Raw genomic sequence first — 14746 nt, forward strand, 5'->3', positions numbered from 1 at the left:
CTTAGACCAACTTTACTGCGTAGCCGCTCTTGTTATTCCAGGTCGACGACAGCAGCGATTCTTTATAACCATAAAGGTCGATATCACCGTTGACCACCACGACCGAGTGCTGAAAGTTGGCCAAGGTGCCCAATACCCCGCCGGCCAACTCCTGAACGGTGCTTGGCCGTGTATAGGCGTAGAGCCCCAATCGACGGAATCCGTCCCCGGGGAGCTCACCATTGTTGAGGGTCTCCATAGCCGTCTCAAAACTCTGCCCGGCGCGACCCTCATGATTTTCCAACTGCGCCCGCTTGGCGCTCACCGCATATAAAAAATTGGCATCCTTCACCAATACTTTGTCAGTCCCGTTGAGGTTGGAATGTTGCTCGGCTTTTTTTAACTCTTCGTGGGTAATGCGCAACTTGAAACCATCTCGCATGACGACTGCGTAACCATCACCGGTTGCGCTGATGCGTTTGTAGATGCCCGCTGGGCTTTGACCCAACTTCATCATCGCGGCTTTCATCGCCGACACCGTCACACAGTTACCTTCCACGCCTTGGTAGAAGCCAGCCCAGATATTCTCGGGTTTGACCCCTACCGGCACACTGGAAACCTGAACCGTGCCCTTGCGGGGATCGACAAGCAACTCATCTGAAAGGGTTTCATCACCAGTAAGCCTGTAGCCATAGCTGTCGCCAAGGCGCTCCCGTGCCCGATAGTTATACCTGACCCCATCCAGCACCAGGGATGCCCCCAGATAACGCGTTTCAGCGAGACCAACGGTATCCTTACCCCGTAGAAAACTGGAAGGGACGTATTGCATGAAGCCCGTCATGCCCATGCCTTCCAAAGCCCGCTTTGGAAACTCACCAGACAAGGTTTTTGTCAGGGCCTCGTCAAAGCTTGCGTCCGCCCTGAGCTCCAAAGTTTCCATCTGCTTGCGCTTCACAAAAGTGGCAAATATGAAACTGGCATCCCGTATCGCGCCCTCATCACTGCCACCAAATCTTGCTGCCCGGGTTGCGCGCGTTAACTCATCATGAGCCACATGGACTGTAAAACCGTCTTTCATAGTGATGTCATAACCAGTGGTAGACCGCTTTACCTCATCAAATACATCGGCAGGGCTTTGACCAAATTTGAGCATCATCATCTTGATGACGGCGGCGTGGGTACTGACATCAACATTATCGCCAAAGCCGGGTTCTTTGGCAGTGAACGCGTTAACGATGTCTTTAGGTTTTCCGCCGTTTTTTCTCAGAAAGAAATCTGCAGGGAAATCGGGCATGACAGGTTTGGGAGTATCCAACGGTACTTGCTTGTCGGGTATCACTTTTACCGGGGGCTCTGCGTCTGGAGTTACTGTGTTTTTATCGGTAGTTAACACGTCCCGATCGAGAAGCTCTCGCAGCCATCGCACAATCGTATTCAGGGACGTTAATACGTCCGCCCAGGAAACATTTCCAGAATCCCGAACACCTGAAGCATTACTGGCAGGTATAAATTCCTGGCTACTCTTGGCCGAAGATGGAACGTGCCACAATTCATTATCTTTTATGTTAATCATCCGAACAGTACCGCTCGACACTGAACAAACCATATTCCACTCCTTCATGTTTATACTTAACAAGCGATAACAACCAGACCGCATCAAGCCAACCAACAGGCACAGTTACCCTGCCGGAGGAGGTTGACTCGACGCCCCACCGCTGGTGTTGCCCAAAAAACGGAACTCTATTCAGACGTAAGCCACACTAACCGGCTTCATACCAACGCAATGGCGTCGCCACGTTTTGGCGCTCCGCCCTTTTTCCCATACAACTCTTCAATACCGTTGATCACCGCCACCGAATGCCCTGTGCGATTGACCATGCCCAGCGTGCCTTTTGCAAGTTCACTCACCGGCACTTTCTTCATATGCTGCTTCAGGCCCAGTCGCAGGAACCCTTCCCCGGCGCCTCTTTCATCTTCACCATCATTGAGACTGCGCACCGCAGCGCTATAACTTCGCTGGGCAGTGCCATCATTATTTTCCATCTGCGCCCGCTTGGCGCTGACCGCAAACAGAAAGTGCGCATCCTTGAGCATCTCCTTGTCGCGCCCGACAAACTTCGACCCACGAATGCCCTCTGCCAACTCCTGACGGCTCAGGGTGAGAGCAAATCCATCGCGCATGGTCACCCGGTAACCCTCTGCGACCTTTTGAACTTCTTTATAGATATCCGTGGGGCTCTGGCCAAACTTCACCATGGCCGCCTTGATGGCCGATATCGTCACGCAATTGCCGTCCGGCCCCTGGCGGAACCCGCCCCAGATATCATCAGCCTTGGCCCCGCCACGCTTGCTGGAAAGATCCGGAAGGTGGCTCGCCCGGGGATCGGGCAGCGGGATGTCCGGTTTAGGCAGTACCGGTGTCGTGGGGACAGGTGTTGCATCGAGATTTACTTTGGTGCCCTTGTCCGACAGCACGCTTTGCAACTGCGCAAAAAACTGCGTGAACATCTCAAGCATATTCTTGAGCAACTGCGAACTGTCTGCAGTGTCACGAAAGCCACCTTGCGCTTTATCGCCAAAGGACAAAGCGTTATCGGTCGCAAAGCTAATATTCTTTGGAGCACTCTTCGCTGCCGCTGTTGCAGGTCCCCCAGACTGTAAGTACTCGGGCCTTATAATCGCTGGACTATTAATCACCTTATCAAACATGCACTCACCTCCTGGAACGTGCTCCCCCTGCATTAACGAGCACGGGGAGCTACCGCCTCTAGTTAAACCCTGAAAAAAACCGTGACGAACTTATGCCCTTGTTCGACGACCGTTATCGAACTGCCGGGGGCTGTCGAACCGACTGCGGTTATATTTATTGAATGAGTTGGTCGAGCAGTCTTCCGCAGGCCCGGGAGCAGTCAAATCCGGCTCGGGCGTGGGACGCACGTCTGGCGTTACATCAGGCTGCGGGACTATGGGTGTTTTTTTATCGACTTCAGACTTCACGGGGGGCTGCGGTATGAGTGGAGTTTTGCCATCGTTCCCAGGCTTTACCGGCGACTGTGGCAGCACCAGCGTTTTGGTCTCGACTTGCGGCAGGATCGGCAGATTCGGCACAACCAGGGTGTTGGCATCAACACCCGGCTTTACCGGCGAGTGCGGAACCACCGTGGCTCTGCCATCGATTTCTCGTGTCACTGTCGTACGCGGTGCAACTTTCGCCTCGGGATGGGGGCAGTGGCAGTTAGCGACCTGAACGGTCACGTTAATATCATTCATCGGCTTGTTTTGCGGCTCCGCATCCCGCCTTACTTCAGGCAAAGGGCCGGGCATTACTTTCGCCAAAATCCCCAAATCCGCCTGCACTTTAGGCACCGGCGCAGGAGCCACTTTCAACGCAGGGTTGGCCTCTGGTACAACCTTCGGTGCCGGACCTGCCTCGGGTGGGACTTTAGGTAAAGGGACAACCTCAGACATCGGCTTGGGCAGGCTGCCTTGAGTCGCTAACATGTTGCGCATCGCCTTCACGACAGAATCAAACATCTCAAACAACTTCTGCAGCGAGTCTCTGGTCACAGTAACGTTACTGTCTTTTGAACCTGCGTCATGATCACGAACAACTGCATTGGAAAAACTGTTTGGAAGCAGGTTATTGCGAGGCTTATTCACGCCGCCCTGCTCTTGGTCCAATGAGCGATAGTCGAGATTCATGGGAACAGAAGTATTAATCGACAGATTAGACATGGACTTATCCTTTTCAAGGCTCCCCTGAACCGGCAAACGGCCTGGGAAGTCATGGTCTTCATTTGGTTTTAAATATGTACGAGTGAACTCACTCCCTACTTTCGTGGAACCTGAGCCCATTGAGTTCCGATAATCCAGCCTTACATAAGGAAACCATAAGACAAGCAGAGAATTTTCCCTATGGACATACGGCAGAAATTCGTATTCCGTCTCGTCTCGTACGAAAAAAACCCGATATATCACGCAACAGTCAGATCTGCATGCAACGTAATGAAATCACTCGCATCGAATAACGGAGTTAACTTGTGTTAGTTACCGCGCGCGCCATTACCTCGCGCCAACTAATTCAACCTATATGCCTTAAAACTTCTGCATTACTAAAACCGGACGCACATTATTTTTTACACACATGAAGAAATCCTGCGCCACCGAGAGCGGTCCGTGCGCACTGGCAAAAACCCGTCAACTTCAACAACTTTACTCGCACATCGTTTATTTCAGGCACAAAAAAAGAGGCACTCGGAGTGCCCCTTTAATTACGCGATGAAACTTCTATATATATAAACTTAATCTTGCAACGCCAATGCCTCAGGCTGCCTGATCGGGCACTCCCAGCAAGCGCGCGACCTGGTCCAGGTCCGTTTCACGACGCATCGCCGTGAACAGCTCCACCGCTTCAGGATAATTGCGTGTCAGCATCGCCAGCCATTGCTTCAAACGACCGGGCGCCTGGCGCTCGGTGAGTTGTTCCACCGACTGGCGCCAGAACTCATGCAGCATCGGCTGCATCTCGGCCCAGGTCATCTCCACCACTTCTTCGCCGGCACGCGCCGCCGTAATCTGCCGGGCAAGGTCAGGGCGCGCCACCAGGCCGCGACCGAGCATGATGTCTTCCACACCACTGATTTCCCGGCAACGCCGCCAGTCTTCAACGCTCCAGATATCACCGTTGGCGAACACCGGCACCTTGACCACTTCCTGCACACGCGGGATCCACTCCCAATGGGCCGGCGGCTTGTAGCCGTCGACCTTGGTGCGCGCATGCACGACGATATGCGCCGCGCCGCCTTCGGCCAGGGCCGTGGCGCACACCAGCGCACCGTCCGGGCTGTCGAAACCCAGGCGCATCTTCGCGGTAACAGGAATATGCGCCGGCACCGCGCGCCGCACGTGCTCGACGATCTGGTTGAGCAGCTCCGGCTCCTTGAGCAGCACCGCACCACCACGGGACTTGTTGACGGTCTTGGCCGGGCAACCGAAGTTCAGGTCGACCACTTGCGAGCCCAACTCACAGGCCAGGGCGGCGTTTTCCGCCAGGCACACCGGGTCCGAACCCAGCAATTGCACGCGCAGGGGCACGCCGGCAGCGGTCTTGGCACCGTGCAGCAACTCGGGGGCGAGCTTGTGGAAGTAGGCAGGCGTCAGCAGGCGGTCGTTGACCCGAATGAACTCGGTCACGCACCAATCAATACCGCCGACCCGGGTCAGCACGTCCCGCAGGATGTTGTCGACCAACCCCTCCATGGGCGCCAAAGCAATTTGCATGGAAAACACTCAACGAAAAACGTGGCGCAGTTTACTGGTTTCAGACGCCAGCAGGTAATTCGCCTTGCAGTGCAGGGCCGTAACCCTCAAGAAATTCCGACGGCATGCGCTTGGGCTTGCCGCTGGACAGTTCGATGCAGACAAAGGTGGTTTGCGCCCGCAGCAAGGTGGCGCCGTCACGCGGGCGTACCAGCTGGAAGCGTCGGGTCATTTTCAGGCGCTGGTCCCAGTCGACGATCCAAGTCGCCAACTGCAGCTCGTCGCCTTCGTAGCCGGCGGCCAGGTAATCAATCTCATGACGCACCACGGCCATGGCGCGATCCAGCCGGCGGTACTCGGTCAAGTCCAGCCCCAGGCGCTGGGAATGGCGCCAGGCGCAGCGTTCCAGCCAGGACACGTACACGGCGTTGTTGGCGTGTCCAAGGCCGTCGATGTCTTCGGTACCGACCTGAAGATCGATGATAAACGGCGTTGCCAAGTCCCAGCCCATGCGGTGCTCCCGGTCGATTAATGTCGGCGGCGAGCAGTGTAACCCATGGCTCAGGCGGTTTGGCGCTCCGGCACGTGGCGGCCGGCCAGCAGCGTCAGTACGCCTTCGATCACACGCGGGTCTGCCAGCACCTTCTGGTGCCCGCCCTGCTCCAGGCGCAGCAGGCGGCTGTCAAACCAGGCGTCATGGATGACCTGGCAGGCCTTGACCGAGACGAAGGTATCGTCTTCGGCATGCACGATCAGGCCCGGGATATTCATTTGATAGTGAGCGACGTCGAGGTGCTTGAGGGGCATGCCCATCGTCAGCTCCACCTCCTGGATAAACGCCGAACGCGCTCGCGCCGGCAGACCGACCATGCCGGCAAAACCGCGCAATACGTCGAGGAACCGCGAAGGCGCGGCGATGCTGACCAACGCCTCGGTGCGCAACCCCAACTGGACCGCCAGCATCGCACTGGCACCGCCCATGGAGTGACCGACAACGGCATGCAACGGTGGCAGCTCGGCTGCTGCTTCCAGCATGGCGCGGGCAAACAGCAACACATGGGCTTCGCGCCCCGGTGAGCGGCCGTGGGCCGGGCCATCCAGGGCAACCACCGAATAACCCGCCGCCACTAACGCAGTGATCAGGCTGGCGAATTGCGTTGGGCGCCCTTCCCAGCCGTGCATCAAAAGCACTGCCGGGCCCTGGCCCCACTTCAGCGCCGACAGGCCGAAACGCAACGTGATGCGCTCCGACTGCGCCAGCAGCGGCAACTCCCAGTCACGGGGCGGCAGATCCCGAGGCGTCATGAACACCCGACGCATCTTGCTGGCCACCGTTTGCGGCGCCAGCCGGCCCAAGGTGCCATTGACGCCACGAATCCACTTCAACGTGCCCATCGCTCATTCCTCAGGCCAGAAGCCGTTCTTAACGCACCGCGGACTTGGCCGCACGCAACACACGATCCGACAACTCACCCGGGCCCAGGGCGCGGGCCAGCGACAAGCCACCGATCATCAGAGCCATGTCGGCCAGCGCCTTGTCGGTGTCTTCGGGGCTGGCGGCCAGCTGTGCGGCCATCAATTCACAGTGTTCATTCAAGGCTTGGCGGAACTCGTCCGGCAAGCGGCTCATCTCGCCCACCGTGGCCGGGATCGGGCACGCGTGGGACGTGGAGTCGCGGTGCTTGCGTGACAGGTAGAACGCCGCCACCAGCGCGCGACGCTCCTCGCCGGTCAGCGTCGAGTCCATGTCTTCAACCGCGGCGCGACGTCGGGCCAGCAACTCGGTGAAGGCCTCCAGCATCAGCGCGTCCTTGCTTTCAAAGTGCGCGTAGAAACCACCGACGGTGAGCCCCGCCGCGCCCATCACTTCGCCCACACTGGGCTCGGCCGGGCCACGCTGGATCAAGGCTGCGCCAGCTGCTTGCAGAATACGTTCGCGGGTTTGTGCTTTTTTATCGTTCATCGTTGCCTCCGAATCTCATGCCTCGAATATTATTACCATAATAATATTTCGCAAGCCACCGGCATGACCATTGGTCAGAAGAACATGTGAGGAAGAGGAAGGAAGATTGGCCAAACGCCAGACAAACAAAAGGGCCATTCAATAATTGAATGACCCTTAAAAATCCCGCAGAGCGGGTAATCGTGGCGTCCCCTAGGGGACTCGAACCCCTGTTACCGCCGTGAAAGGGCGGTGTCCTAGGCCACTAGACGAAGGGGACACAAACCTTCTGTACAACTGATCAGCGCTGAGAACTGATCTGATTCAAGGACGGTGTGGCCAGACCTTGAACCTGTAAATTGGTGGAGCTAAACGGGATCGAACCGTTGACCTCTTGCATGCCATGCAAGCGCTCTCCCAGCTGAGCTATAGCCCCGGATTTTTCGCCTCGCGGCGCAGCAGACCTTTCGAACTGCTTGTTGAAACTGGCGTCCCCTAGGGGACTCGAACCCCTGTTACCGCCGTGAAAGGGCGGTGTCCTAGGCCACTAGACGAAGGGGACACAAACCTTCTATACAACGTGATCAGGCTGAGTCTGATCGAATTCAAGGACGGTGTGGCCAGACCTTGAACCTGTAAATTGGTGGAGCTAAACGGGATCGAACCGTTGACCTCTTGCATGCCATGCAAGCGCTCTCCCAGCTGAGCTATAGCCCCTCGTCGGTGAGGACGGGGCGAATCTTAATGGCGTATTCGAAACGTGTCAAATTTATTTTCAACAATTTTCAAAATTTTTTGCCGAGATAACAATCACTTACCGAGCAAACCCCGGAAAACCGGGGTTTGGCCGTTCCCACAGCGAGCTTAGGCGATAGCGCCCAGCAGCTTTTCCCATTCCTTGTTTTCTTTCTTCGACACACCACCAAGCAAATCAAGGGCTTGGCGCAGACGGAAACGCGTCAGGTCCGGGCCCAGAATTTCCATCGCATCGAGTACCGACACCGAACTGGCGTGCCCGGTGATCGCAGCAAACATCAGCGGCATGGCGTCGCGTAGTTTTAATTCCAGGGATTCAACCACCGCCTGGATGGTCGCGGTGATTGCATCCTTCTCCCACTGGCGCAGGCTTTCGAGCTTCCACAGGATCAACTGCATCAACTGGCGAACCTGATCGCCCGACAGCTTCTTCGACTCAAACAGCTTCACATCGGGGTTCACGCCACCGGCAAAGAAGAAACTCGCCAACGGTGCCACCTGGCTGAAGGTCTCTACCCTGCCCTGCACCAGCGGCGCGATCTTCATCATGTACTCGGGGTTCAACGCCCACTGCTGCACACGGCTGGCGAACTCTTCCACCGGCAGGTCACGCAGCCACTGGCCGTTGAGCCACGACAGCTTCTCGATGTCGAAGATCGGCCCGCCGAGGGACACGCGGGACAAGTCGAAGTTATCGACCATTTCCTGCAGCGAGAACTTCTCGCGCTCGTCCGGCATCGACCAGCCCATGCGGCCCAGGTAGTTGAGCATCGCTTCCGGCATGAAGCCCATGCGCTCGTAGAACGTCACCGAGGTCGGGTTCTTGCGCTTGGACAGCTTGCTCTTGTCCGGGTTACGCAGCAGCGGCATGTAGCACAGCTGCGGCTGTTCCCAGCCGAAGTATTCGTAGAGCAGGATCAGTTTCGGCGCCGACGGCAGCCACTCTTCGCCACGCAGTACGTGGGTGATGCCCATCAGGTGATCGTCCACCACGTTGGCCAGGAAGTACGTCGGCAGGCCGTCGGTCTTCATCAGCACTTGCATGTCCATGCGGTCCCACGGAATCTCGACGTCGCCGCGCAGCATGTCCGGCACCACGCACACGCCTTCGCTCGGCACTTTCATGCGGATAACGTGCGGCTCGCCGGCGGCCAGGCGCTGGGCCACTTCTTCTTTCGACAGCAGCAATGCGCGGCCGTCATAGCGCGGGGTTTCGCCACGGGCCTGTTGCTCGGCGCGCATCTGGTCCAGCTCTTCTGCGGTGCAGAAGCATGGGAAGGCGTGGCCCATGTCCACCAACTGCTGGGTGTACTTTTTGTAAATGTCGCTGCGCTCGCTCTGGCGATACGGGCCGTGGGGGCCGCCGACGTCCGGGCCTTCAGCCCAGGTAATGCCCAACCAGCGCAGGGCATCGAAAATCTGCTGTTCCGACTCACGGGTGGAGCGCAGTTGATCGGTGTCTTCGATCCGCAGGATGAATTCACCGCCGTGCTGCTTGGCAAAGCAGTAGTTGAACAAGGCGATGTAAGCAGTACCTACGTGGGGATCCCCAGTAGGCGATGGCGCGATGCGCGTGCGGACGGTGGTCATGGCGGGTCTCGAATTGGCGATAAAACTGAAAATGAAACAAGGGGCGAATGGTAACAGCCCCAAGCCCTTGGGCTCCAGCGTGGGGAGGCGAACAAAGGGCATATGAGACAAGCTCCGGTCTCAAGACTCGACATGGCTATTTGCCAGAGCGTTCGCTGGCTATATTCCATTACCTTTTGTTACCGACATGATCGCCATGCCTGCCCCGCTCAAACGCCGCCTGTTTATCTTCCTGTTTATCGTGATCCTGATCGCCGCGGGCTTTTTCGCCCAGTGGTTCTTCAAGGGCCGCTTTTATGAAAGCACCGACAACGCCTACGTCCAGGGCGAGATCACCCGCGTCTCCAGCCAACTCGGCGCGCGGATCGTCGAGGTGCTGGTGGGCGACAACGAACACGTGGAAAAGGGCCAGTTGCTGGTCAAGCTCGAAGGCGACGACTTCCACCTCGCCGTCGACCGCGCCAACGCCGCCCTGGCCATGCGCGAGGCCGAGCGCGTGCAGGCCCAGAGCAAACTCACCCAACAAGCCAGCCTGATCGCCGCCGGTGCAGCCAAGGTGTCCTCCAGCCAGGCCACCCTCGGCCGCTCGCAGATCGACCTGAACCGCGCGCAAACCCTGCGCAAGCCAGGCTACGTATCGGAAGAACGGGTGACCACCCTCGACGCCGACAACCATATCGCCCGTTCCCAGGTGACCATGGCCCAGGCCGACCTGCAGGGCCAGCGCCAGCAGGTCAACGCACTGAACGCCGAGATCAAGCGCCTCGACGCCATGATCGCCAACGCCAAAACCGACCTGGCCCAGGCCGAACTGAACCTGACCCGCAGCGAAATCCACGCGCCCATCAGCGGCCTGATCGGCCAGCGGGCCGCGCGCAACGGGCAATACGTGCAGGCCGGCGCCTACCTGCTGTCGATCGTCCCCGACCAGGACATCTGGGTGCAGGCCAACTTCAAGGAAACCCAGATTGGCCACATGCAGCCCGGGCAAAAGGCCGAGCTGACCTTTGATGCCTACGGCGACACCCCGATCGAAGGCCGCGTGGCCAACCTGTTCGGCGCCTCCGGCGCGCAGTTCAGCCTGCTGCCGCCGGACAATGCCACGGGCAACTTCACCAAGGTCGTACAACGGATTCCGGTAAAACTGACCTTCGCCGCCGACAACCCGCTGCAAGGCAAAATCCGCCCGGGCATGTCGGTGACGGTCAAAGTGAACATCCAAGACCCGCACGATGGCCGGTGATCAACTGCTGGCCCCGGTCGGCGAGCCGAGCCGGCGCGACTGGATAGCCGTGATGAGCGTGATGCTCGGCGCCTTTATGGCGGTGCTCGACATCCAGATCACCAACTCGTCCCTCAAGGACATCCAGGGCGCGCTGTCGGCCACCCTGGAAGAAGGCTCGTGGATTTCCACCTCCTACCTTGTAGCCGAAATCATCATGATCCCCCTCACCGCCTGGCTGGTGCAGCTGTTGTCGGCGCGCCGGCTGGCGGTGTGGGTGTCCGGCGGGTTCCTGATCGCCTCGCTGATGTGCTCCATGGCCTGGAGCCTGGAAAGCATGATCGTGTTCCGCGCCTTGCAGGGCTTTACCGGCGGCGCACTGATCCCGCTGGCGTTCACCCTCACGCTGATCAAGCTGCCCGAACACCACCGCGCCAAAGGCATGGCCATGTTCGCCATGACCGCCACCTTCGCGCCGTCCATCGGCCCGACCATCGGCGGCTGGCTGACCGAGAACTGGGGTTGGGAATACATCTTCTACATCAACATCCCGCCGGGCCTGATCATGATCGCCGGCCTGCTGTACGGGCTGGAGAAAAAGGATTCCAACTGGGACCTGCTCAAAAGCACCGACTACCTCGGCATCGTCACCATGGCTGTGGGCCTCGGGTGTTTGCAGGTGTTCCTGGAGGAAGGCCATCGCAAGGACTGGCTGGAGTCGAGCCTGATTGTCAGCCTGGGCACCGTCGCCCTGCTGAGCCTGATCACCTTTGTGATCGTGCAGATGTCCAAGCCCAACCCGCTGATCAACCTGCGCATCCTCGGCAATCGCAACTTCGGGCTGTCGAGCATTTCGAGCCTGGGGATGGGCGTGGGGTTATACGGCTCGATTTACCTGCTGCCGCTGTACCTGGCGCAAATCCAGAACTACAACGCGCTGCAAATCGGCGAAGTGATCATGTGGATGGGGGTTCCGCAGTTGTTCCTGATTCCGCTGGTGCCCAAGCTGATGAAATACGTGTCGCCCAAATGGCTGTGCACCCTGGGGTTCGGGCTGTTCGGGTTGGCGAGCTTTTCGTCGGGGGTGCTCAACCCGGACTTTGCCGGCGACCAGTTCAACCGGATCCAGATCATCCGCGCGCTGGGCCAGCCGTTGATCATGGTGACCATCTCGTTGATTGCCACGGCATACATCATGCCGAAAGACGCGGGGTCGGCGTCGAGCCTGTTTAATATCCTGCGAAATCTGGGTGGGGCGATCGGGATCGCATTGCTGGCGACGCTGCTGGATGCGCGCACCAAGACGTACTTTGATTATCTGCGGGAGGCGATTGTGCCGACCAATCCGCAAGTGGCGGAACGGATGGCGACGTTGACCGAGAAGTTTGGCAACGAGACGGCGGCGTTGGGGAAGTTGAGTGAGATTGCCCATCAGCAGGCGCAGATCATGGCCTATAACGATGCGTTTCACTTTGTGGGGTTGGCGCTGGGGATCAGCATGGTGGCGATCTTGTTGACCAAGGCGTTACCGGCGGGGCTTAAGGCTGGGGAGTCTCATTAGACCGAGGTGCCGCCATCGCAGGCAAGCCAGCTCCCACAGTAGACCGAGTTGTTCAGAAGAACACCGATCAATGTGGGAGCTGGCTTGCCTGCGATGAGGCCAGACCCGGCACCGCAAATCAAACAGCCAACAGACGCTCGCGCAACTTGCCAATCTCATCGCGCATCTGCGCCGCCGCTTCAAACTCCAGGTCCCGCGCCAACTGGTACATCTTCTCTTCCAACTGACGAATACGCTTGGTGATCTCGCTCGGCGAACGCAATTCCGCTTCGTACTTGGCGTTCTCCTCCGCGGCCTTGGCCATGCCCTTGCGCTTCTTGCTGCGCGAGCCCGGCACAGTCGCGCCTTCCATGATGTCGGCCACGTCCTTGAATACGCCCTTGGGCGTGATGCCATGTTCCAGGTTGTAGGCAATCTGCTTGTCACGACGACGCTCGGTCTCACCAATCGCCCGTTCCATGGAGCCGGTAATCCGGTCCGCGTACAAAATCGCCCGGCCATTGAGGTTCCGCGCCGCGCGGCCAATGGTCTGGATCAGCGAACGCTCGGACCGTAGGAAGCCTTCCTTGTCCGCATCCAGAATCGCCACCAAGGACACTTCCGGCATATCCAAACCTTCGCGCAGCAGGTTGATCCCCACCAGCACATCGAAGGTGCCCAGGCGCAGGTCGCGGATGATTTCCACGCGCTCCACGGTGTCGATGTCCGAGTGCAAATAGCGCACGCGCACGCCGTGGTCGGCCAGGTAATCGGTCAAGTCTTCGGACATGCGCTTGGTCAGCGTGGTGACCAGCACCCGCTCTTCCAGGGCCACACGCTTGGTGATTTCCGAGAGCAGGTCATCCACCTGGGTCAGCGCCGGACGGATTTCGATTTGCGGGTCCACCAGGCCGGTCGGGCGCACCAGTTGTTCAATCACACGCCCGGCATGTTCGGCCTCGTAGTTACCCGGCGTGGCCGAGACAAAAATCGTCTGCGGGCTGATGCCTTCGAATTCGTCGAAACGCATCGGCCGGTTATCCAGCGCCGACGGCAGGCGGAAACCGTACTCCACCAACGTCTCTTTACGCGAGCGGTCACCTTTGTACATCGCGCCTACCTGCGGCACGCTGACGTGGGACTCGTCGATCACCAGCAAGGCGTCGTCCGGCAGGTAATCAAACAGGGTGGGCGGCGCCTGCCCGGACTCGCGGCCCGAGAGGTAGCGCGAGTAGTTTTCAATGCCGTTGCAGTAGCCCAGCTCGAGGATCATCTCCAGGTCGAAGCGGGTGCGCTGTTCCAGGCGCTGGGCTTCCACCAGCTTGTTGTTGGAGCGCAGGTATTCCAGGCGTTCCACCAGTTCGCCCTTGATGCCCTCGATGGCGCCCATCAGGGTTTCACGCGGGGTCACGTAGTGGCTTTTCGGGTAGAAGGTAAAGCGCGGCAGCTTGCGGATCACCTCGCCGGTCAACGGGTCGAAGGCCGACAGGCTCTCGACTTCATCGTCGAACAGTTCGATGCGGATCGCTTCCAGGTCGGATTCCGCCGGGTAGATGTCGATCACATCACCGCGCACGCGGAAGCTCGCCCGGGCGAAATCCATGTCGTTGCGGGTGTATTGCAGGCTCGTCAGGCGCCGCAGCAGTTCGCGCTGGTCGAGTTTGTCGCCGCGGTCGACGTGCAGCACCATCTTCAAATAGGTTTCCGGGCTGCCCAGGCCGTAGATGCACGACACCGTGGTGACGATGATCGCGTCCTTGCGCTCCAGCAGCGCCTTGGTCGCCGACAGACGCATCTGCTCGATGTGGTCGTTGATCGAGGCGTCTTTCTCGATAAAGGTGTCGGACGACGGCACGTAGGCTTCCGGCTGGTAGTAGTCGTAGTAGGAAACGAAGTACTCCACCGCGTTGTTAGGGAAGAACGCCTTGAACTCGCCATACAACTGCGCGGCCAGGGTCTTGTTCGGCGCCAGCACCAGGGTCGGGCGGTTCACCTGGGCGATCACGTTGGCAATGCTGAAGGTCTTGCCGGAGCCGGTCACCCCGAGCAAGGTCTGATGCGCCAGGCCGGCCTCGATGCCTTCGACCATCAGGCGGATGGCTTCCGGTTGATCGCCGGCGGGCTCGAAGCGGGTGACTAGCTGGAAATCCGACATAACGTACCTCTTGAGTCACCCCGGGGCCGGAAAAAGCAGCGGGGACGAAAAAGACCGCGACCCGCGACTGTTCGGCGCAGGTTGCAGGAAAAAACCATGATAGCTGTAGAAGTGGAGGCGAATGTGACGGGTTTCAAGGCAATCGTCCTACATGCCGCTGGCCGCCAATGTTGCAATAAGACTAACGGTCGGTAAATAAACCGAAAAACTTGGCCGAAAAGCCGTTTCGGCTGTCGCCGCGAGCGGTGATGGCCTCTATACTAGCTCCCCGTTTGTGCACCGCTCTAGTGCATTCGGCTGGAG

At 58.7% G+C, this 14746-nt stretch carries 11 protein-coding genes and 4 tRNA genes; 2 read left to right on the forward strand and 13 right to left on the reverse strand.

The window, feature by feature from the left end:
- Window position 1: 1 nt before the first annotated feature.
- The 12 genes from V3W39_RS01890 to gltX all read right to left on the reverse strand — a co-directional run bounded on the left by V3W39_RS01890 (window position 2) and on the right by gltX (window position 9526).
- Window positions 2–1600, reverse strand: coding sequence for a hypothetical protein (locus V3W39_RS01890; protein WP_330212107.1), 1599 nt, complete (start codon window positions 1598–1600; stop codon window positions 2–4).
- A 149-nt stretch (window positions 1601–1749) separates the two neighbouring features.
- The gene (locus V3W39_RS01895; protein ID WP_330212108.1) at window positions 1750–2688 is read right to left on the reverse strand and encodes a hypothetical protein; all 939 of its coding nucleotides are present in this window, start codon (window positions 2686–2688) and stop codon (window positions 1750–1752) included.
- Window positions 2689–2778: 90 nt separating this feature from the next.
- Window positions 2779–3714 (reverse strand): hypothetical protein, encoded by a 936-nt coding sequence (locus tag V3W39_RS01900; RefSeq protein WP_330212109.1) that lies wholly within the window; start codon window positions 3712–3714, stop codon window positions 2779–2781.
- A gap of 588 nt (window positions 3715–4302) precedes the next feature.
- Window positions 4303–5259: a tRNA dihydrouridine synthase gene (locus V3W39_RS01905; RefSeq protein WP_177043957.1), complete on the reverse strand. Its 957-nt coding sequence runs from the start codon at window positions 5257–5259 to the stop codon at window positions 4303–4305.
- Between the two features lie 40 nt (window positions 5260–5299).
- Entirely contained in the window at window positions 5300–5749 is a 450-nt protein-coding gene (locus V3W39_RS01910; protein WP_088422507.1) for an acyl-CoA thioesterase, read from the reverse strand.
- Window positions 5750–5799: 50 nt separating this feature from the next.
- Window positions 5800–6633: an alpha/beta hydrolase gene (locus tag V3W39_RS01915; RefSeq protein ID WP_177043958.1), complete on the reverse strand. Its 834-nt coding sequence runs from the start codon at window positions 6631–6633 to the stop codon at window positions 5800–5802.
- Between the two features lie 28 nt (window positions 6634–6661).
- The gene (locus V3W39_RS01920; RefSeq protein ID WP_177043959.1) at window positions 6662–7201 is read right to left on the reverse strand and encodes a TetR/AcrR family transcriptional regulator; all 540 of its coding nucleotides are present in this window, start codon (window positions 7199–7201) and stop codon (window positions 6662–6664) included.
- 183 nt (window positions 7202–7384) lie between these two features.
- A tRNA-Glu gene (locus V3W39_RS01925) sits at window positions 7385–7460 on the reverse strand.
- Window positions 7461–7540: 80 nt separating this feature from the next.
- Window positions 7541–7616, reverse strand: a tRNA-Ala gene (locus V3W39_RS01930).
- A 50-nt stretch (window positions 7617–7666) separates the two neighbouring features.
- A tRNA-Glu gene (locus tag V3W39_RS01935) sits at window positions 7667–7742 on the reverse strand.
- 79 nt (window positions 7743–7821) lie between these two features.
- Window positions 7822–7897: transfer RNA gene (locus tag V3W39_RS01940), tRNA-Ala, on the reverse strand.
- A 147-nt stretch (window positions 7898–8044) separates the two neighbouring features.
- On the reverse strand, window positions 8045–9526 hold the full coding sequence (gltX, locus tag V3W39_RS01945; protein ID WP_177043960.1) for a glutamate--tRNA ligase: 1482 nt from the start codon (window positions 9524–9526) through the stop codon (window positions 8045–8047).
- 196 nt (window positions 9527–9722) lie between these two features.
- Here gltX and V3W39_RS01950 point away from each other — a divergent pair, with 196 nt between their 5' ends.
- Both V3W39_RS01950 and V3W39_RS01955 read left to right on the forward strand, forming a co-directional pair.
- Entirely contained in the window at window positions 9723–10769 is a 1047-nt protein-coding gene (locus V3W39_RS01950; RefSeq protein WP_177043961.1) for an HlyD family secretion protein, read from the forward strand.
- Between the two features lie 49 nt (window positions 10770–10818).
- On the forward strand, window positions 10819–12309 hold the full coding sequence (locus V3W39_RS01955; RefSeq protein WP_177044043.1) for an MDR family MFS transporter: 1491 nt from the start codon (window positions 10819–10821) through the stop codon (window positions 12307–12309).
- 118 nt (window positions 12310–12427) lie between these two features.
- Here the strand turns inward: V3W39_RS01955 and uvrB are convergent, their stop codons facing one another.
- On the reverse strand, window positions 12428–14443 hold the full coding sequence (gene uvrB / locus V3W39_RS01960) for an excinuclease ABC subunit UvrB (RefSeq protein WP_017478784.1): 2016 nt from the start codon (window positions 14441–14443) through the stop codon (window positions 12428–12430).
- Between the last annotated feature and the right edge of the window lie 303 nt (window positions 14444–14746).

The sequence above is a fragment of the Pseudomonas sp. Z18(2022) genome, assembly GCF_036346535.1.
Taxonomy (GTDB): domain Bacteria; phylum Pseudomonadota; class Gammaproteobacteria; order Pseudomonadales; family Pseudomonadaceae; genus Aquipseudomonas; species Aquipseudomonas yamanorum_A.

Bases quoted from the DNA above. Each gene is read 5' to 3' on its own strand.
- V3W39_RS01900 (WP_330212109.1), bottom strand. From the start codon at position 3,714: ATGTCTAATCTGTCGATTAATACTTCTGTTCCCATGAATCTCGACTAT.
- V3W39_RS01905 (WP_177043957.1), bottom strand. From the start codon at position 5,259: ATGCAAATTGCTTTGGCGCCCATGGAGGGGTTGGTCGACAACATCCTG.
- V3W39_RS01890 (WP_330212107.1), bottom strand. From the start codon at position 1,600: ATGAAGGAGTGGAATATGGTTTGTTCAGTGTCGAGCGGTACTGTTCGG.
- uvrB (WP_017478784.1), bottom strand. From the start codon at position 14,443: ATGTCGGATTTCCAGCTAGTCACCCGCTTCGAGCCCGCCGGCGATCAA.
- V3W39_RS01895 (WP_330212108.1), bottom strand. From the start codon at position 2,688: ATGTTTGATAAGGTGATTAATAGTCCAGCGATTATAAGGCCCGAGTAC.
- V3W39_RS01910 (WP_088422507.1), bottom strand. From the start codon at position 5,749: ATGGGCTGGGACTTGGCAACGCCGTTTATCATCGATCTTCAGGTCGGT.
- V3W39_RS01915 (WP_177043958.1), bottom strand. From the start codon at position 6,633: ATGGGCACGTTGAAGTGGATTCGTGGCGTCAATGGCACCTTGGGCCGG.
- V3W39_RS01920 (WP_177043959.1), bottom strand. From the start codon at position 7,201: ATGAACGATAAAAAAGCACAAACCCGCGAACGTATTCTGCAAGCAGCT.
- gltX (WP_177043960.1), bottom strand. From the start codon at position 9,526: ATGACCACCGTCCGCACGCGCATCGCGCCATCGCCTACTGGGGATCCC.
- V3W39_RS01950 (WP_177043961.1), top strand. From the start codon at position 9,723: ATGCCTGCCCCGCTCAAACGCCGCCTGTTTATCTTCCTGTTTATCGTG.